Source organism: Deltaproteobacteria bacterium, from assembly GCA_016219225.1.
Taxonomy (GTDB): domain Bacteria; phylum Desulfobacterota; class RBG-13-43-22; order RBG-13-43-22; family RBG-13-43-22; genus RBG-13-43-22.
The window spans coordinates 14975-34319 of sequence record JACRBX010000090.1 but is presented as its reverse complement, the minus strand read 5'-3'; the positions used below and the strand labels follow the sequence as shown (position 1 = coordinate 34319).

The 19345-nt window shown below is 52.7% G+C and carries 16 protein-coding genes; 11 read left to right on the top strand and 5 right to left on the bottom strand.

From position 1 onward, the window contains the following. Window positions 1–40: 40 nt before the first annotated feature. The 11 genes from HY879_07590 (at window position 41) to HY879_07540 (ending at window position 10333) form a co-directional block, all read left to right on the top strand. Window positions 41–772, top strand: coding sequence for an ABC transporter ATP-binding protein (locus tag HY879_07590; GenBank protein MBI5603202.1), 732 nt, complete (start codon window positions 41–43; stop codon window positions 770–772). Beyond that, a complete protein-coding gene (locus tag HY879_07585) occupies window positions 769–1485 on the top strand; it encodes an ABC transporter ATP-binding protein (protein ID MBI5603201.1) in 717 nt (238 codons plus the stop codon). Before HY879_07590 ends, HY879_07585 begins: the two co-directional genes overlap by 4 nt. Before the next feature lie 138 nt (window positions 1486–1623). Then, window positions 1624–2487, top strand: coding sequence for a branched-chain amino acid ABC transporter permease (locus HY879_07580; GenBank protein MBI5603200.1), 864 nt, complete (start codon window positions 1624–1626; stop codon window positions 2485–2487). A gap of 8 nt (window positions 2488–2495) precedes the next feature. Then, window positions 2496–3434 carry a branched-chain amino acid ABC transporter permease gene (locus HY879_07575; protein MBI5603199.1) on the top strand — a complete coding sequence of 313 codons (939 nt, stop codon included), beginning with the start codon at window positions 2496–2498 and terminating at the stop codon, window positions 3432–3434. A 74-nt stretch (window positions 3435–3508) separates the two neighbouring features. Then, complete coding sequence (locus HY879_07570; GenBank protein ID MBI5603198.1) at window positions 3509–5215, top strand: hypothetical protein; 1707 nt, start codon at window positions 3509–3511, stop codon at window positions 5213–5215. A gap of 17 nt (window positions 5216–5232) precedes the next feature. Next, complete coding sequence (locus HY879_07565; protein ID MBI5603197.1) at window positions 5233–5757, top strand: gamma carbonic anhydrase family protein; 525 nt, start codon at window positions 5233–5235, stop codon at window positions 5755–5757. Between the two features lie 51 nt (window positions 5758–5808). Continuing rightward, window positions 5809–6540, top strand: a complete 732-nt coding sequence (locus tag HY879_07560; GenBank protein MBI5603196.1) for an ABC transporter ATP-binding protein — start codon at window positions 5809–5811, stop codon at window positions 6538–6540. Continuing rightward, the gene (locus tag HY879_07555; protein MBI5603195.1) at window positions 6533–7243 is read left to right on the top strand and encodes an ABC transporter ATP-binding protein; all 711 of its coding nucleotides are present in this window, start codon (window positions 6533–6535) and stop codon (window positions 7241–7243) included. Before HY879_07560 ends, HY879_07555 begins: the two co-directional genes overlap by 8 nt. Window positions 7244–7248: 5 nt before the next feature. Beyond that, a complete protein-coding gene (locus HY879_07550; GenBank protein MBI5603194.1) occupies window positions 7249–8121 on the top strand; it encodes a branched-chain amino acid ABC transporter permease in 873 nt (290 codons plus the stop codon). Continuing rightward, window positions 8121–9047 (top strand): branched-chain amino acid ABC transporter permease, encoded by a 927-nt coding sequence (locus tag HY879_07545; protein MBI5603193.1) that lies wholly within the window; start codon window positions 8121–8123, stop codon window positions 9045–9047. The genes HY879_07550 and HY879_07545 overlap by 1 nt, the downstream gene beginning before the upstream one ends. 53 nt (window positions 9048–9100) lie before the next feature. Further along, the gene (locus HY879_07540) at window positions 9101–10333 is read left to right on the top strand and encodes an amino acid ABC transporter substrate-binding protein (protein ID MBI5603192.1); all 1233 of its coding nucleotides are present in this window, start codon (window positions 9101–9103) and stop codon (window positions 10331–10333) included. A 235-nt stretch (window positions 10334–10568) separates the two neighbouring features. Here HY879_07540 and HY879_07535 read toward each other — a convergent pair whose 3' ends face one another. The 5 genes from HY879_07535 to HY879_07515 all read right to left on the bottom strand — a co-directional run bounded on the left by HY879_07535 (window position 10569) and on the right by HY879_07515 (window position 19226). Further along, the gene (locus tag HY879_07535) at window positions 10569–13223 is read right to left on the bottom strand and encodes a molybdopterin-dependent oxidoreductase (GenBank protein MBI5603191.1); all 2655 of its coding nucleotides are present in this window, start codon (window positions 13221–13223) and stop codon (window positions 10569–10571) included. 89 nt (window positions 13224–13312) lie between these two features. Further along, on the bottom strand, window positions 13313–14953 hold the full coding sequence (locus HY879_07530; protein ID MBI5603190.1) for an NAD(P)/FAD-dependent oxidoreductase: 1641 nt from the start codon (window positions 14951–14953) through the stop codon (window positions 13313–13315). A 272-nt stretch (window positions 14954–15225) separates the two neighbouring features. Further along, entirely contained in the window at window positions 15226–16020 is a 795-nt protein-coding gene (locus HY879_07525; protein ID MBI5603189.1) for an electron transfer flavoprotein subunit beta/FixA family protein, read from the bottom strand. 2 nt (window positions 16021–16022) lie between these two features. Beyond that, window positions 16023–17009, bottom strand: a complete 987-nt coding sequence (locus HY879_07520) for an electron transfer flavoprotein subunit alpha/FixB family protein (GenBank protein ID MBI5603188.1) — start codon at window positions 17007–17009, stop codon at window positions 16023–16025. Window positions 17010–17285: 276 nt separating this feature from the next. Continuing rightward, the gene (locus HY879_07515; GenBank protein ID MBI5603187.1) at window positions 17286–19226 is read right to left on the bottom strand and encodes a 4Fe-4S dicluster domain-containing protein; all 1941 of its coding nucleotides are present in this window, start codon (window positions 19224–19226) and stop codon (window positions 17286–17288) included. Window positions 19227–19345: the final 119 nt, after the last annotated feature.

The following is a 19345-nucleotide window of genomic DNA, read 5'->3' as shown; positions in this document are numbered from 1 at the left end:
ATAAACCAGGATCATGGAAGGGATGGAGGTTTTTTCCCAAATGGAAGATAATCGCCTGCTTGTTGTGGAGAACCTGCGTAAAGCCTTCGGTAAACTGATGCCTATTTTTAATCTCAGTTTTGAGGTTAACTCCGGCGAGATCCTGGGCATCATCGGCCCTAACGGGGCCGGAAAAACGACCCTCTTTAATCTTATTTCCGGCCAAATCAAACCCGACAAGGGAACCATCTTCTTTAACAGGGAAAATGTGACCTTTACCCCCGCTTACAAGAAATGTCGTCTGGGCATTGCCCGTACTTATCAAATCCCCCGCCCTTTCCTCACTATGAGTATCTTGGAAAATTTATTGGTTGGGGCAGTATATGGGGCCCGAAGGAACTGTTCCCAATCCAAAAAGACTTGTGAAGATATTCTGGAGATGACCGGTCTTATAGTTAAAAAAAATAGTATTGCCGGCTCCTTGCCCCTCCTGGACCGCAAACGTCTTGAATTGGCCAGGGCCTTGGCCAGTGAGCCTTCTTTAATTTTAGTGGATGAGATTGCCGGGGGGCTGGGCGAAGCGGAAGTGGAAGAAGTCTTGGGGATCATCCATTCCTTGCGTAAGAAAGGCATGACCGTCATCTGGGTCGAACACATTATGATGGCCATGCAAAAAGGTCCGGATCGTCTGCTGGTCCTGAATTTCGGAGAAAAATTATTCTGTGGAACCCCTCAGGAGGCTTTCCAATCCAAGAAGGTTCAGGATATTTATTTAGGGGCCGAAGAGTTATGAATTCCTCCCTTGAAATTCAGAATCTGGAGGTCTTCTATGGGGAATTTAAAGCCCTGACCTCTATTTCCCTGAAGGTTGAAAAAGGCCAAATCGTCTCCATTTTAGGGGCCAACGGGGCGGGCAAATCCACTTTGCTAAAAACCATGGCCGGTCTCCTAAAAGGCAGAGAGGGGAGTATCCATTTTAATGGAATCCAGATAGATCATTTGGAAACCCATCACATTTTGGAATTGGGACTGGCCCTGGTACCGGAAGGCCGTAAGATATTTTCAAATTTGACGGTTCAGGAAAATTTGCTCATGGGTTCTTTCCCCCGCCGGGCACGGAAGGCTCGAAAGATAACCCTGGATAAGATTTTTACCCTTTTTCCGAGATTAAAAGAACGAAGTGCCCAGATGGGAACCGATCTGAGCGGCGGAGAACAACAGATGCTGGCCATCGGCCGGGCCTTGATGTCCCAACCCCGGTTAATCCTTTTTGATGAGATCTCATTAGGATTAAGTCCGATTGTGGTTAAAGTCCTTTTCAGGACTGTGCAAGAGATCAACCGAGAGGGGATGACCGTTGTTATGGTGGAGCAGGATATTAAAAGAAGCCTCAAGGTGGCCAACTATGCTTATATCCTTCAGGAGGGAAAGATTGCCCTGGAGGGCGTTCCTGCGGAATTGTCGGAGGAAGATGTGAAGAGGGCCTATTTCGGCCTTAAAGCCTGACCAAGTGTTTGAGGAACGTTCGTCTGAGACAAACTTAAGGCCAAAAGGCAGGGGCCTCTTTCTTCAAATCCCGCCATTGGCGGGATGCTCCTCAAACATAGTGCTCACATCGCAAAATTCAGAAAGGGATTTTTGCCTATGACGGCCTTCTTTGAGCCTATAATAAACGGGATTTTGCTGGGGGGGTTGTATGCGGTGATCGGCATAGGGCTTTCCCTGATCTTCGGGATTATGCGACAGGTGAATCTGGCCCATGGAGAATTGATGATCCTTTCCAGTTATTTCAGCCTCCTTTCTCTGAAGATTTTGACCGGTTCCCCTATCTGGACGCTTGTCTTCATTCTTCCGGCCATGTTTATTTTTGGTTATTTGATACAGTCTCTTTTATTTAACCGGGTGATCCAAAAAGGAATGGAGCCCTTTTTAATGATTTCTTTTGGTCTCTCCATTATCCTTCAAAATGCCCTGTTGCTTGTTTTCAGGCCCGACGCCCGTTCCTTGAGAACGGATCTGGTCATTAAAAGTTTCAACGTCTTCGACCTCTTTTACATACCGGTCATTTACCTGGTGGATTTTAGTCTGGGTTTATTGGTCCTCCTTCTCCTGTATCTGTTTATGACCCGCACTTATCTGGGGCGGGCTATACGGGCCGCCTCTGATAATTTAACGGCGGTTAAATTAATGGGGGTTAATCCTAAAAGGATTTATGCCCTGGCCATGGGTATTGCGGCCGTCACCGCAGCCGTTTCCGGGTTGTTAGTCGGTATGACTTTTACTTTTTACCCCCATTCGGGGACCCAATATTTGATCATTGCCTTTGCCGTGGTGATTATCGGGGGCTTAGGCAGTCTTCCCGGAACTTTTATCGGAGGAATGATCCTGGGGATTTCCCAGTTGGTCGGGGGGCGTGTGCTCGGACCGGGCCTCCAATTATTAAGCGGCTATATTATCTTGCTCATTATCCTGACTATCCGGCCCCAGGGAATATTGGGAAGGCGGTAGATCTTATTATGAACTCAAACCATATACGAACCATTTTGGTGTTCGTTTTTCTATCCCTGCTGGTTACCTTGCCTCTCTGGTCTTCACGCTATATCGTCAACGTCTTGTTGTTGATCCTGGTTCATGCCACGTTAGCTTCCATGTGGAATCTCCTGGCCGGCTATTCGGGAATGATTTCCCTGGGACAACAAATGTTTGTCGGAATCGGCGGGTACACCCTGGCCGTATTATCGGTTTTTTATGGGGTTCCTATTGTTATAAGTGTATTTTTAGGGGGGCTTGTTTCTGCTGTCCTGGCCTTGTTTATTTCTCTGCCCATTTTTAGGATGAAAGGGGTTTATTTTGCCATAGGAACCTGGGTCATCGCCGAGGCGTTGGGTATCTGCTTCAGCAATTGGGGGTACGTCCGCTATGGAATGGGAATGTTTATCCACCCGGCCTACAGACTTTCGATGTCTGTTGTTTATTATGCCGCCTTGATCATGGCTATCGGCGCGATCTCTCTTATTTACCTCTTGCTCCGGTCCAAATTGGGGCTGGGACTGATGGCTATCAGGGATGATGATGTGGCTTCCGAGGCCATGGGGGTCAATATCTTCCTTTGCAAATTTACCTGTTTCTTACTCAGTGCCTTTGTTTCAGGAATGGCGGCCGGAATCTTATATTTGAATGCTATTTTCATACAGCCCTTTGAAGCCTTCGGCATCGGCTGGACGGTAAAACTTTTATTTATTGTGATTATCGGAGGAATTGGTACGATTGAAGGTCCCCTGCTGGGGGCCGCCATTTACGTGCTCCTTCAACAATTTCTTTCGGAATATGTGGGCTACAATATGATTATTCTGGGCGCGATCACCATCACGGTCATCCTCTCAGCACCCGAAGGGATAATCGGAACTTTTCAGAAAAAAATTGGTTTTGAATTGTTTCCCTTACGGAGAAAATAACCGAGGGCTTTCCCGGCGCAGGAAGAATTGCCTGGGCCATTGCCGATACAGGAAAGAAAGGGAGGTAAAGAACCATGTTAGACCGAAGCATCTCATCTTTAAGGACATTGAGACCCAACACCGATTTTGACAAGTCCATCTTCTGGTTTCGTGATGATTTACATCAACCCTATGCCATTACCCCCATGGGTATGACCACTATCCAGGCCCACCATGCCTGGGGGTACCATGTGGCCGCGGCCACCACCCAGTTGCCGCCCTCCAAAGGAGGCCATGTCAAGATCTATAAGGGGAAAGTCTACATCGGCTTCGCACTGATAGACGACCCGGAAGAAATTGCCCAAAGGGGTCCGGCTTTCGGGGCACTGATCGATAGGTGCATCGATCACTGGGATGAATACTATCAAAAACATATCAAAGAAGTCATCTCCAACCTGGATACCCTCAATGGGGTGGATACGGATAAATTGATCTTACCGCATCTCCTGGAACATTTGAAAAGAGCGGAAAAGCTGAATAGAAGAAATTGGGAGATCCACTTCATCCTGATGTACCCGGCAGATGCCGTCTATTTCGCCTTTGAGGATTTCTGTAAAAAACATGGCCTGGAAGAAAAAAATTTTGTCATCATGTTGAGGGGGTTTGAAAGCATCGCCACCCAAACCGACGAAGAGCTCTGGAGCCTGGCTCAATTCGCCGAAAGGTGCGGGATCAAGGACCTCCTGCTCGGGACCAACGCGGAAGATTTAATGGAACAGTTAAATAAAACCGGGGATGCCAAACCCTGGCTTGAAAAATTTCAACGCTTTTTATCCATCTTCGGCAATCGAGTGGTGGCCGCCCATCTGGATGTGACTACACCCACCTGGAAAGAAGACCCGGTTCCGGTGCTGGACACTATAAAAGGCTATTACCCACGCATGGAAACAGGGTGGGATTTTTATGCTTCCAAACAGGAAATTTATAATCAAAGGGATAAGGCCATCAAAACTTTTGACGAAGGATTGGAAGGGGAGGAAGAAAAACGGCAATTCCAACGATTATTGAAAGCCGCTCAAGGGGTTTATGCCTTTCAGGAAGACCATGGATTTTATATCGACCAGGGATCTACGGCGGCGTTGCATTATGCCATTACGGCCTGCGGAAAGCGGCTCTTTCGCCGGAGGCTCGTTGAGCAGATTGAGGACGTCTGTTATTTAACCTACCATGAATTGGTCGAAGTGATGGAGGCCCTGGTCTGTAATGAGGAAATTGCCCAATATCATTACAGCGCCTTGATCCCTAATTTGGTCCGGGAGAGAAAAGAAGATACCAGGATGGCCGTTGATTCGGACGCACCCCTGACCATTGGCAATGTTCCTGAAAAAATGACCGATCCGATCGGCATCAAGGTATTCGGAATTATCGATGATATCCTCCATCCCAAGGGGGAAAGAGAAATCGAAAAACGATTGGAAGGGTTCCCCGGGGCTTCCGGCATAGCCGAAGGACGGGCCCGGGTGGTCCTGGACTATAAAGATTTTCAAAAGGTCAAGGCCGGAGAAATCCTCGTTTGTCCCTACACCGGCACAGCCTGGACCCCTCTTTTCGTTAAAATTGCCGGTGTCGTCACCGATACCGGGGGGATGTTAACCCATGCGGCTATTGCCGCCCGGGAATATAACATTCCAGCCGTGGTCGGGACCTGGAATGCCACCCGGTCGATCAACGATGGAGATTTAATCAGGATTGACGGAAACATAGGAATCGTGGAGGTCTTGGAAAGGGCGAAAGAGCGTTAACCCCGGACTGGATTATTATGGCTTTTTATGAATTTGAAGGAAAACGGCCTCGGGTCGATCTTAAAACCTTTGTGCATCCGGAGGCCGTATTGATAGGGGATGTCCAAATTGAAGCCGGTTGTTACCTCGGGACGGGTGCTGTTCTTAGGGGTGATATAGGCATCATTCGGATCGGCGAAGGTTCCAACGTCCAAGAAAACGTAATCATCCATACTTTTCCGGGAAAGACCACCCGACTCCACCGGGAAACGCATATCGGTCATGGCAGTATCCTCCATGGCTGTGAAATTCACAGCCAGGTCCTGGTAGGGATGGGGGCGATCATTGCCGATGGGGTCACTATTCATTCCCGCTGCATTATCGGCGCGGGGTGCTTTGTCCCCTTTAATAAGGAAATTCCTAAGGGAAGTCTGGTCATAGGTTCTCCCGCCAAAATTGTTCAAGCATTGAGTCCGGAACAGATAGTGCAAATCAGAGAAGGTCTGGCCTTTTACCAGGTATTGGCGCAACGGTACCTGGCCTCTTTTAAAAAAATTGGTTAGATTATGGAAACCGGTAAGGTACCTATTTATCCCATGAAGGATGGCGCGGGCATGTCCCTTTTAGAAGCGCGGAAGTTGGCCAAATCCTTTGGCGGTCTCACTGTGATTGCCGATATCTCCTTTACGCTTAAGGGCGGGGAGACGTTGGGCATCATCGGGCCGAACGGCTCGGGAAAGACCACGTTGTTCAACATGATATCCGGTTTTCTCAAACCGGACAGGGGCACCCTGACCTTTTTGGGTGAAGATATAACGAACCGGGATGCTTCCAGCGTTTGCCAAAAAGGTATAGCCAGGACGTTTCAGATTGTCAGACCCTTTCTCCAGTTGACCACGCTGGAAAATGTGGCCGCCGGAAGGGCCTACGGCAGTGAGCCGGCCAGGAGGCTCAAAGAGGCGCTAAAAGAGGCGGCAGAGATACTGGACCTGGTTGGATTGGGGAATAAAATAAAGGTTCCGGCCGGCCGGCTCACCCTTATCGACCGGAAAAGGCTCGAAATAGCCCGGGCCCTGGCGACAAGGCCTAACCTCCTTCTGTTGGACGAGGTTTTTGCCGGGTTGAATCATACCGAGGTAGAAGAGGCCCTTCGCCTTATCGCAACCATCAAGACCCGCGGTATTACCCTGATGATTGTTGAGCATGTGATAAAAGTAATTCTCGGTGTTTCAGACAGGGTAATCGTCATTAGCTCGGGCGGCAAAATATTTGAAGGCTTGCCCCGGGAGGCCATAGAAGATAAAAAGGTTTGCGCAGCCTATTTGGGAGAAAATTTCTGTGCTTAGGATAGAGCAGGTTGATGGTTATTATCTGGATTTCCAGGCCTTATGGGATATTTCGCTGACCGTGGAAAAGGAAGAGATCGTCGCCCTTATCGGGTCCAACGGCTCAGGGAAAAGCAGCGTGCTTCGAGCTATATCCGGTTTTTTGAAACCGGAAAAAGGGACGATCACGATAGAAGGCGAGCAGATCCAAAAGATGCCGCCCCAGGACAGGGTAAGGCTGGGGATTTCCCTTGTGCCGGAAGGCCGCCGACTCTTTCCAGAGATGACGGTGCTTGAGAACCTTGAAATGGGCGCCTATATTAAAAGTGCGCGAAAGGCTAAAGAGGAAACCCTGGAGTGGGTCTTTCAGACCTTTCCGAGACTCAAGGACAGGACCGGGCAGACAGCCCGTACCTTGAGCGGGGGAGAACAACAGATGTTGGCCATTGCCCGAGGGCTGATGTCCCGGCCTAAACTCCTGCTCGTGGACGAGGTTTCCCTGGGGCTGGCGCCCATCATTGTGCAGAGCATCTATAAAACCCTCCAGGAAATAAACCGGACACTGAACATGACCATACTCCTGGTTGAACAAAATGTGCGAATGGCCCTGGACGTAGCCCACAAAGGATATGTAATAGAAAATGGGCGCATTGTCGGCCAGGGAACGGCCCAGGAACTTCTAAACGATGAACAGGTAAAAAATGCCTATCTGGCTCTGAGCTAAAGGATATGGTCATTACCCTTCAAATTCTTTTATACGGCCTGATTAACGGGGCCCTTTACGGATCGGTCGGTCTGGGGCTGTCACTCGTTTTCGGGGTCATGAGTTATTTGAACGTAGCCCATGGCGCCCTCATCATGGGGGCCGCTTATACCTGTTTCTGGCTCGTCCATCTGTTGAAGATAGATCCCTTCCTGTCGGTAGTGATCATAGCCCCGGCCTTTTTTATTCTGGGTCTCGTCCTTTACAAAATCCTATTTAATCCCCTTAAAGGGTTTTCCGAAGGTCAGAAGACCAAAAATTCCCTTTTGATATCTTTCGGACTTCTCCTGATCCTCTCCAACCTGGCCACCCTTCTCTGGACAGCCGATGAAAGGGCCGTAACCCCGGATTATGCCGGACTGGTCTTACAGGTTTTCGGCCTGCGCATACCCTATATCGGTATCGGCGCTGTCAGTTTTGCCGTGCTGGTCACCATTCTCCTCGACCTCTTTCTGGCCAGGACTTATTTCGGCAAAGGCATTCGGGCCGCATCCCAGGACCACGAGGCCGCTGCCATGATGGGTATCAACGTCGAACTCACCTATCTGGTCTCCTTCGGAATCGGTGTGGCTCTGGCTGCCGTGCCGGGCGTCATGGTCTCTTTATCCTCCTTCAACCCGGCGGTCTCTTTTGAGTTGACCAATAAGGCCCTGGTGGTGATCATCCTTGCCGGAGTTGGAAGCGTTTACGGGGTCCTGCTGGGCGGTTTATCCCTCGGTATTGCCGAGGCTATTGGCGTTCTTTTTCTTGGAGCCGCCTACCGTGAGGTCATCGGTCTGGTGCTTTTTGTATTTTTTCTTCTGCTCCGGCCCCAGGGGTTGATGGGGAGAAAGTCCTGATGGCAAGCCTAAATAACAAATCCCTAATGATTCTTGCCGGCTTTATCGGAGCCATTGGCCTGGTACCGATTTTTATAAAAGGCGAATATATTTTGAACATCCTCTTCCTGCTATGCTTATATACCATACTCTCCCATAGCTGGAACATTCTCGGGGGGTATTGCGGTCAGATCAACCTGGGCCAAGCCGCCTTTTTCGGCATGGGCTCGCTGTGCTGTCGCGCCGTCTGGGTAGCAGGCTGGCCCTTCCCTATAGCCTTGCTGTGCGGAGCACTGTCGGCCCTCATTTTGGCCTGCCTGATCGGCCTGCCGACCTTGCGATTGAGGGCCCATTACTTTTCCATCGGCACCCTCGGGGTAGCCATGATTGCCTCGATTACCGTTCAGAATGTACTGCCCGGGGTGGACTTCTTGCCCGCCGATCTGATGTCGGGATACAACCCGGTAACCCGGTTTTACGCTGCCTTCGTAGTGGTCATACTGACTATCGCCGGCGTATACGGGATTAATCATTCCAAATTGGGGCTGGCCATGCTCTGCGTCCGCGAGGATGAAGAAGCAGCTGCAGCGACGGGTATCAACGTGGTCAAATTCAAGGTGATCGCCATGGCCCTCAGCACCTTTATCACCGGATTGGCCGGAGGGCTGTTTGCCTATTATTATGTGAGCTACTATTACTATGTCCCCTTTGACCTCGTCTGGTCCTTCGACCCGGTGCTGATCGTTTTCATCGGGGGAGCAGGCACCATTGCCGGACCGATCATCGGTGCTGTCGGCTATGTCATCTTGAAGGAGATCTTTGCCATCAACCTGGGCCAGATCAATGTGCTCATCTTTGGGGTCGTATTTATCCTTATCGTGCTTTTTCTGCCTGGAGGTCTTGTGGGGATGGCGACAAAAGGCAGACAAAGCTCTAAAAAGTGCTGAGTCAAGTCACATGGCAATGCTAAAAAAGCAGGTATTAAAAAAAGGAGGAGAAGATGAAAAAAAAGAGGTCGATTGGAAAGTCATTGTTGATTGCCGTTTTGCTGTTGTCGGCGGTCCTTTTCACTTACACGGCCAGTTTCGCCCAGCCTGCCCCTCAGAGCATCAGGATCGGCACGGTAGTGCCTTTGACCGGCCGGATGGCTTCGGGGGGAAAGGATTTGAAAGCGGGATATGAGATCGCCGTGAAGCACATCAATACTAATGGCGGGGTTATGGTGAAAGAGCTGGGGAAAAAACTGCCCATAGAGTTGATCGTGCTGGATGATGAATCTGACCCGGTAAAAACGACGGCGAGACTCGACAAGCTTTATTCTGTTGATAAAGTCGTGGCTTACATGGGCGGGTATTCATCGCTGCTCAATGTGGCCGGATTGTCTGCGGGCGAAAAAAATAAGGTGCCCTGGATCGGCGTGACCATCGCTGTTGAAGGCCCATTCAAGAGGGGATTCAAGTACATCTTTGCCCCTTTTTCCATGAGCAGCGATCAGGTGAAGGCCTTCTTCGACCTCTTGGATTCGATCCCCAAGAATGAGAGGCCTACTAAGATAGCCTACTTTGAAGAACAGAGTGACTGGGGGTTGGAGTCCGGAAAATATCTGCGTGAGCTGGCCAAGGCAAAGGGTTACGCTGTTGTGGTCGATCAAAAGTTTGCCTCCGCCGCCAATGATTTCTCTTCCCTTGTCCTGGCGGCTAAAGCAGCCGGAGCAGATGCCCTGTACTCTGTTCCCACACCGCCGCAGAGCATGGTTCTGGTCCGCCAGATGAAACAGCTCGACTATGCTCCTAAAGTGACTACCCTGATAAGAGGGCCGGACCTGACCACCTACTGGGATGCCCTGGGGGCGGACGCAAACTACATCCTCTCTGACGGCAACTGGCAGGAAAATATGCCCTATCCCAACAACAAAAAATTGGTCCAGGACTACCACGCCGCTTTTCCCCAGGAGAAAAATATAGGCCTCCCGGTGGGCGCAGCCTATGCGGCGGTGCAGATTCTGGCCGATTCCATAGAAAGAGCAGGGAGCCTGGACAGAGAGAAACTCAGGGCGGCCATAGGGGCCACCAATATGGTAACCGTCCGCGGGCCGGTGAAATTCAGATCCAATGGGACCGGGATCGTCAAATATGGGTTGCGTCAATGGCAGAACGGCAAGAATGAGCTCGTCTCTCCGCCTGATGTTGCCACAGCCAAATTCCTCATGGCGTCACCCTGGAACAAGAGATAGGCAGAGGGAAGCGATTCCTGGACCGGGAAGGGCGAGGGGTCATGATCCTTTCGCCCTTCCCGGTTTGATGAGGACGCCGATACCCGCCGATAACCATTCAATCCGCTCTTTATATAAAACCTTCATGCCGCCTGAAGCGGGCACCACGAGGTGGATTACTCCGAACTCCCTACTCCGAACTTATTTTTGTGTTAATCCCGGCAATCTGCACGATCTGCCCTCTGCCGATCCGAGTTCATCTGCGTCCAATATCCCCCAATGCCTCTTTGACCTTTTCAGGCGTTGCCGGCAGGTCCCGGATACGGGCCCCGCAGGCATTGGCAATAGCATTCATAATGGCCGGGGCCGTGGGCGCATCGGCATATTCCGCCGCGCCCGAGGCCCCGAAAGGGCCTTTCTCCCTGGGGATGTTCAGGGTGATCACCTTCATCCGGGGGGTGTCCTTGGCCCGGGGGATCCGGAATTTGGCAAAACTATCGGTGTCGTTGTAAACAAACTCCTCGGTCAAGGCATAGCCCAGGCCCATCACGATCGCCCCCTCGATCTGCCCCTCCACAATCTGCCGGTTGATTACCGTGCCCAGATCATTCACCGCCGTCACCTTCAACACCTTTACCTTGCCGGTCTTCACCTCCACGGCCACTTCCGCCATCTGGACTCCGAAGGAGTATGTCTCCCAGGGTACGCCATGACCATTTTGGGGATCCAACTTGGTCGTTTCCGGCCGGTTGACCGCCTTAAAGAGGATGGGCAAACCCTTGGCTTTCATTTGTTCATAACTGTGGGCCCCGTTACCCCCCATGGTTTTTTTCAATTCCTCGACCGCCATTTGGACCGCCCGGCCCGAGACATAGGTCTGACGACTGCCCGCGGAAAAATTACCGTCGGGTGTGAATCGGGTATCGGTGGTGCAAATCAGGACCCGTTCAAGGGGAAAGCCCATGGTCTCGGCCGCGATCTGCCAGAAAAGCGTTTCTGCTCCCTGGCCCATGTCGGCGGCACCGATCCAAATCTGCAGCCGGTCATCCGGCAACAGCTCGGCCCAGGCTTCGGATTGATCGGGGGCGCTGCGGCCTGGCCCGAACCAGATGCCGGCCAGTCCGACTCCGCGTTTCACCCCGTCGTCTCCATTATTTTTCGCCTCTCTCAGGGCCTGAAGGTAAAGAGGCCGCAGGGTTTCCAAACATTCCCGGAACCCAAAGGCGCCCACCAGAGTCTGCCCGCAGATGGTTACATCGCCCGGGACAAAGGCATTCTTGAGACGCAGTTCCAGCGGGTCGATTTCCATTTTCAAGGCCAGTTCATCAATGGCCGATTCGAGGGCGAAAATCGTTTGGGGTACACCGAACCCCCGCATGGCCCCCCGGACGGCCGTGTTGGTGTAAACCGCTTTTCCCAGAAGATGGGCCTGGGGAAACCGGTAGGGCCCGCTGGCATGGGCCAGACCCCGGGTGGTGACGCTGTTGGAAAAAGACTTGTAGGCCCCGCCATCGACTAACACCTCACCTTGCAGGCCGGTAAAAGTGCCGTCCTTCGCGGCCCCGATTTTCAGGTCCAGGTAAAAGGGATGCCGCTTGGTCGTGGCCTGGAAGGTCTCCTTCCTGGTATAGACCAGCTTCACCGGCCTCTTCAGTTTCCAGGCGGCCAGGCCCAGAAGACCGCCGACCGAGACGTCCAGATGCCCGCCGAAGGCGCCTCCCATGGACGGTTGGATCACCCGCACCTGGTCGATGGAAAGTCCGATGGCCCCGGCGATTGTTTTCCGATGGGCGTGGATATTCTGGCTTCCCGAGATAATCACCAGTTGGCCGTTTTCATGGATAAAAGCGATTCCCGTATCCGGCTCGAGGTAGGCATGATCAACCGTCTGGGTCGTATATTTCGCCTCGACGGTAAAATCGGCCTCCGCGAAACCCTTTCCGGCCTCACCAAAAATAATCGGCTGTTGAAAAAACAGGTTACCCCGGTCGTCATGCACCTTCGGGGCCCCCTCCCGCAGCGCCTCCCAGGGGGTCAGCACCGGTTCCAGCGGCTCGTAGACCACCTGGATTAAATCAAGGGCCTGTAAGGCCTCCCCCTCGGATAGGGCCACCACGGCGGCCACGGGGTCCCCTATAAACCGGACCTTGTCCTTACAGAGCAGCGGCTGATCGTCCCCGGCCATCTTCAGGATATTGGTCCCGCCCACATCCTCGGCCGTCAGGACCGCCACCACCCCGGCGGCCTGCCCGGCCTCCCTCTTGTCTATTTTTAGAATTCGGGCCTGAGGATGAGGGCTCCTCAAGACCTTCATGAAGCAGCAGCCGTCAACAGCGATATCATCAGCGTAGAGGGCCGTACCGGTAGCCTTCTCTAAGGCATCGATCCGGACCACCGGTTTTCCGATGAGTCCTCCTTCTGTTTTGAGAGAAATGGGACCTGTTTCCCCTCTCAGGACCGAGGCCGCCAATTCGACGGCCTCGAAGATTTTCTGATAACCGGTACAGCGGCAAAGATGGGGTTGGAGGGCCTTTTCAATTTCCGGCCGTTCGGGTCTCGGGTTTTCATCGAGGAGGGCCTTGGAACGGAGGATCAGGCCCGGTGTGCAGAACCCGCATTGAATGGCCCCGGCCCTGGCAAAGGCCAGTTGCAGGGGATGGGGTCGGTCAATCGTGCCCAGACCTTCGATGGTGGTCACCGACCGTCCCTGCACCTTGGATACGGGCACCCGGCAGGCCAGCGTGGCCTTTCCGTCCAACAGCACCGTGCAGGTGCCGCAATATCCCTCCGAGCAACCCTCTTTGGTTCCAACCAGCTTCAGGTCCTTCCGAATCACCTCTAAGAGTTTCTTTTGAGGATCGGTAATTACCTTCCTTCGGACCCCGTTAAGTCGGAAACTTATCTCCTGCATGGTACCCCCCAAATCATATTTTCAAACGCCTGTTGTTAGTGGAAACATCCGAGGGCGGCTGTGCTACATAAACAAACCTTATTTTCGAACTAATATTTTGGGGCCGGCAGCCCATGGTCTTCGGCAATGAGTTTATAACAGTTATAACTCGAGCCCCGTCCGATGCCCGGCCCGCCATAGACGCCGGATGAGCACATATAGAGGTCCTTGACAAAGGTCCGATATCCCCCGGGGACCCCCCTGAAACGACCATTTTGAACACCGCTGCAGTTGCCTTCGCACCAACCTCCTTCCTTCATGTCCAGGTGTGTGTCCTGGATATCGACCGGGTTGGTGATGCGGTGAACAATCAGGTTGTCTTTGGTCATATTGGGAGCATACTCCGCCCAGCGCTCGAACAGCACGTCCACAAATTCCAGGGTCATCTGTTTCCATTCCTTCCGGGAAAACAACCGGGCCGGACAGGTGAACTCTTCGACATGCAGGGAATGCTTCCCCTCAGGCACCCGGCTGGGGTCCCAGATGCTGTCGGGGGCCGTCAGGATGAACATCTTGGAGGGCATGCCGAAAAGGAAAATCTCATGCATGTACTTGTCTTCCATGAACCCGAGATCCTTGGGGGCGAAATAAGTGCGGGGGGTGGCGTTGACGTCGGGGTTATCCCTGGCGGCTTTGTACTGCGGCAGTTCGTGGACCCCCACCGTTCCCCAAAAAAGCTCGCCCCGGTCGAACTGGTAGACCCGGGCCTTCCGCTTCATCTCTTCTGTGATCCGGTCTTCGCCGATCAACCTTAAAAAGAGCTGCGGGGAGGCATTGTCCGACACCACCATTTGCCTGGCGGAAACCTCCGTGCCGTCCATGAGCTTGATGCCCGCGGCCCGGCCGTTTTCGATCAGGACTTTTTGGACTTCGGAATTCAGGGTATACTCTATGCCGAGCTTCTTTCCGGCGGAAACCAGGGCATTGGTGATGGCCTGGGTGCCGCCCTTGGCAATGGCGGCCGGTTCCCAGCCCAAGGTCAGATGGATGGTGGCGATGGCAATGGCGATACCGGGAATATCATCGGGAAAACAACCCCAGGAGGTGAGAAATCCCCTCAAAGTTAATATGCGCAGCTCATCACTTTCGAAGAAATAACGGGCTAATTGCTTACAGGTCATAAACTGCATGGGGAGATCCAGGCCGCTTTTAGGATCGTCAAAAAGCGCTTCCAGGGGGTCTGGTACTCCCCAGGGAGTGGGAGGCGAATACCGATACTTATGGTAAGCGACTCGCCACTTATCTTTATATTTTTCGGTCAGATCGAGATAGGTCTGCGCATCGGTTTTGGAAAACCGGGCGATCTGATCGTAAGTCTTTCTAACATTTCCTTCATTAAACCGTGATTCGCCCGTCATGGGATCGATCACCGTAAAGGCCGCATAAGCCACGTAACTGGTCTCGTCATCAAAGATGATGGCTTCGTTGGTGTCCGGGAAGGTGTATTCCAGTCCTTCCTCTCGAAGATTGAATTCCTTATAGGCTGGGTGGCCGTAGTAGCGGGTAAAATGGGCGCAGAAATTCCCGCGAAATCCGGGAGCGGGGAGGTCTTCCGTGACCGCTCCGCCACCCAAATGATCCAGGCGCTCAAAGACCCCGACCTTCAGGCCTGCTTTGGCCAGGTAAGGAGCGATGGTCGTTCCGTGATGTCCTCCTCCGATAATTACCGCATCGTAAACTTTGTCAGCCATTTCGTTACCTCCCTCATTTTGATAATATTAAATTTTAAAAAATCTGTTTTCACCGCAAAGACGCAAAGATCGCAAAGGAGAAATAATTTTCCTTTCTGTTGAGAGGACAGAAAGGAAAAAGCTTTCGCTAACCTGCGGTAATTACTTGGCCGGAGGCCTAATGGGTTTGGTTCAATCCCGCCTCTCACGGGATTGAACCAAAATGGTTCTCTCAGCGTCCTCAGCGTCTTTGCGGTGAATAAAAACCCTTTCATATTCGGGCGCCACTGCACTCATCCGATTTCTTTGAAAACAGCGGCCAGCTTGTCCGCCTTATCTTCAGGCGATGCCCCTTCTATAAACGCACACTCCCGCCTCATGTCCGGGGGCGGTGACAGCTCGATAAGTTGCACCTTCTTAAGGATTTCCAGGTCAGTGACCAGGTCCTTGGACCCCCATTTCGGTATGGGGATGGGCCGTTTCAGGAGGCCCATCATCCTGGTTCTGGAAACGTAGCGCAGCTCCCCCACCTCATTACTCACCGTAACCAGGGCCGGCAGTCCTGCCTCGACCACCTCATAGCCCACGGGGATGGTCTTTTCCACCAGCACACGGCCATCGTCCACCTTTATCGAACGGGCCAGGCTGATGGTCGGAATGCCCAGCATTTCAGCGAGGATCAAACCTACTTGCCCGGAGTCCCAGTCTCCCGCCTGTCTCCCGGTCAGGATAAGATCATACTCGCCGATCTTCTGGATCGCCCGGGAAAGCACGTAGGCCACGGAATTACTGTCAAGCCTCTCGAAGGCCGGATCTTCAATAAGGATCAAGGCGTCGGCCCCGGCGGCCAGGGTCTTTCGCAGGACCGTATCCGAAACCTTCCGGCCCAGGCTCAAGACGGTTATCTTTCCCCCCACCTCTTCTTTTATCCTGATGGCCGCTTCCAGGGCATTTTCATCGTAGGGGCTGATCACATCCGGGGCGTCGACGATGACCTCTTTTTTCTCCACGTTGACCGTAACGTTTGAGAAGGGCGCCTCCGGATCGGGAATCTGTTTGGCACAGACAATGATGCGTATTTCTTTCATGATCACTCCTCCAATTTCTTTACCAAAGCCGGTATGAGCACCTTATAATCTTCCACAACGCCGTAATCGGCGACTTTAAACATATTGCAGCCGGGGTCCGTATTGATGGCAATGATCTTCTTGGACCTTATCATACCCACCAGATGTTGAATGGCTCCCGATATCCCGACGGCCACATAGATATCCGGGGCAATGATCGAACCGGTCAAACCGACCTGGTGGTCGGAGGACAGCCAGCATTTATCAACCACCGGTCGGCTGCAGCCGACCATGGTCACATTCCCGGAGGATTTGTTCAGGGCCGCGGCCAAGGCTTTAAGCATGTCAAAATCCTCTTTCTCCACGACCCCTCTTCCCCCGGATATGACGACATGGGCCTTGTCCAGTTCAACAACTTCTTCCGGGACAATCTTCAACGACCTGACCTTGATGATCGATTCATCGAGATCGGGAACCAGGTCCACCAATTCACTCCGGGTATCGACTGGTTCCATGGGCTCAAAGATATTTTTCCTGACGGTGACCATCTGAGGAAGGCCGGCGCACTTCAGGGCGGCGATGGCGTTACCCCCGTAAATAGGCTTGGTGCGAATAAGAAGGCCGTCCTGGGGATCGATCTTGAGGCCTATGCAATCCGTGGTGAGCTCCGTTTTCAACCGGCAGGCCAGCCTGGGGGCCACTTCCTTTCCCACAAACGAGTGGCTGGCGAGAAATATCCGGGGGCCGATTTGCCGGCATAGCCACTCCAGGGCCCCCACCCAGGCGTCAGGTTGAAAACCTGAAAGCATTGGGTGCTCCAGTCTGTAAATCTTCTTCAGTCCGTAGGAGGCCACCGATTCTGCTAATGATGGGGTTTCATGGCCCACCACTACGGCTGATGTGTCGATACCCAACTCCTTAGCCAGGTCGCTTCCCCCCCGTATGAGTTCCAGGGTTGTCTTATCCGGCAATCCCTCTTTGGATTCAACCAACAGTAAAAGCTCATTCATGGTAACAAAACCTCTCTATTTCTGATGGATTCATTGCAGGTCGTCATTCCCGCGCAGAGCCTGTCCTCGAATGCCTTAATCGGGGACGGGGATCCAGGTCGGCCTGCCAATGAAAAAACTGGATTCCCGTTTCCACGGGAATGACGAAAATGGGCGCATTCGTACTCTTTACGAACTTGTCGTTTCTGATTGTTTTTATCCATGCTATTTTATTATCCCTTCAGGGGACCAAGTTCCATCAATGGAAAGTACATCCCAACCCCGGCTATTTTCTTCCTATTCCAATGACTGCAACACCAATTCATTAAGATCCATGACCTTCAGTTGCCCTTCCAAGCCGACGGTCTTTAAGGCATCTTCCAGCATGATGAGACATAAAGGACAGGCGGTGATCAGGACCTCCGCCCCGGTTGCCCGGGCTTCTTTAATCCTTATTTCACTCATTCTGGCCTCACCCCGCAATTCCGACCCTTGCCACATCCTTCCCCCTCCGCCGCCGCAGCAGAGGCTGTCGGCACCATGGTGGGTCATCTCGATCAGTTTCAGGCCGGGGATGGAGCGAATAATTCCCCGTGGCTCCTCAAAGATGCGATTGTGACGTCCGAGATAGCAGGGATCGTGATAGGTCACGGTAAGATTGACAGACTTTTTTAATTTAAGCTTCCCCTGGGCGATCAGTTCCCTTATGACCAAAGGATAGGGTCTTACGCCGAATTGCCGCCCCGAATATTCGTTGAGAAAGTTGTGGAAGCAATGGGGAGAGGAGGTCACCACTTCTTCGATGCCGTACTGGTCAAAAAGCTCCTGGCAGTTTTCCTTCTTCTCCTGAAACAGACCTACTTCTCCGACTACCCGGGCGATGTCCCCGCAGCAGGGCTCCTTGTCGCCCAGGATCCCGAAGGGGACACCGGCCTGTTTCAGAATACTCGTGAAGGCCTTGGCTATTTCCTGGGCCCGGGCATCATAAGACGTCGTGCAGCCCACAAAGTAGCAAAGGGGTTTCTCATCGCCTCCCCTGGTCAGCACAGGAACATCCAGGCCTTTGGCCCAGGCCGCCCTGTCCCTCTTGGAGGCCACCCAGGGATTCTCGTAATTAAAAAGCCTTTCCAGGGTCTGGTTCATCAAGTCGGGCACATCTTTCCCCTCTTCGATCAGCAGGGTCCTTTTTTTGGAGACCACTTTGAAGGCCGCCCCGTAAACCGGGCAGACTTCCAAACAAGCGGCGCAAGTGGTACAGTACCAAGCCGCCTGGCTGTCTATAGGCTGCTCCTGGTTTAGAAAGCGGACGTCTCCGATCGGAGAATGTTCCTGCCAGAGGGCTCGTCGCTGGGCTTGGACAAAATCGCGGGGCGCGAAAGGCTCACCGGCACCGGCCGAGGGACAGACCTGGGCGCAGCGACCGCAGCGCATGCAGGCATCAAAAAATACGACCTCGCCGATATCCGCTGCTTCCTCGCCATCCTCAACCGATAAAGATATTTCGCTTGGTTCCCCAGCGGAATGATGGAGGTAAAAGGCCGCCGGTCCTCCGATGATGTGAAACAGCTTGGTAAAAGGGATGAGGGCGATGAATCCCAGACTCAACACGGCGTGACCCCACCACAGATAGGGGTAGGCCGGCCCTGCCGCCTTAGCGGCGATTAAACCGGCCATCAATGACCCCACAAAGGACCAATGAGCCCAAGACGGCTTTTGCGCCGCCAATCTCGCCCCTTCCAAAAAGAAACCTGACAAGATCACCATGAGCAACCATAGAGGCACCAGGGCGTCTTCCGGCCTGCGTTCGAGCCTCGGGATACGTTGAAGGTACCGACGGACCAGGGCCCAGATAAGGCCGGCCAGGAGGATAAGCCCCCCCGCTTCCATGGAGGCTTCAAAGAAAAGATAGGGCTTGCCCTTCAGGTAAGGGTGCACATACTCGTGTACGGCCAGCAGGGACGTGCCCATAAACAAAATGACAAATCCCAAGAAAATAAACAAGTGCATGAGACCGGCGGACAGATCCCCCCTAAAGGCACCCCGCCCCAAAAAAGTATCCAGAAGGGTTTCCTTTAAAGCCTGTCGTGAAAAAGCGGTCCTGTTTCCCGGTGCGCTTTTTAGCCACACATTGATATAAGCCGCAACACCGACCAGCAGGAGACCTACGGCCAAGACAGCCATAACATAGAAGATCCAAACTTCCCCGATCTCCCAAAACAATTCTCTTCCTGGTGTCATGAAAACGCTCTCCGTCTTTCCCGACGGCTTCTCCAAAAGTGCATCTATCCTGCCTTTCGCTGCCTATCGCCCTTTTTCGGTCAAAAAGCGAACTTCTCTTGACGCCCCATTCATCGAAG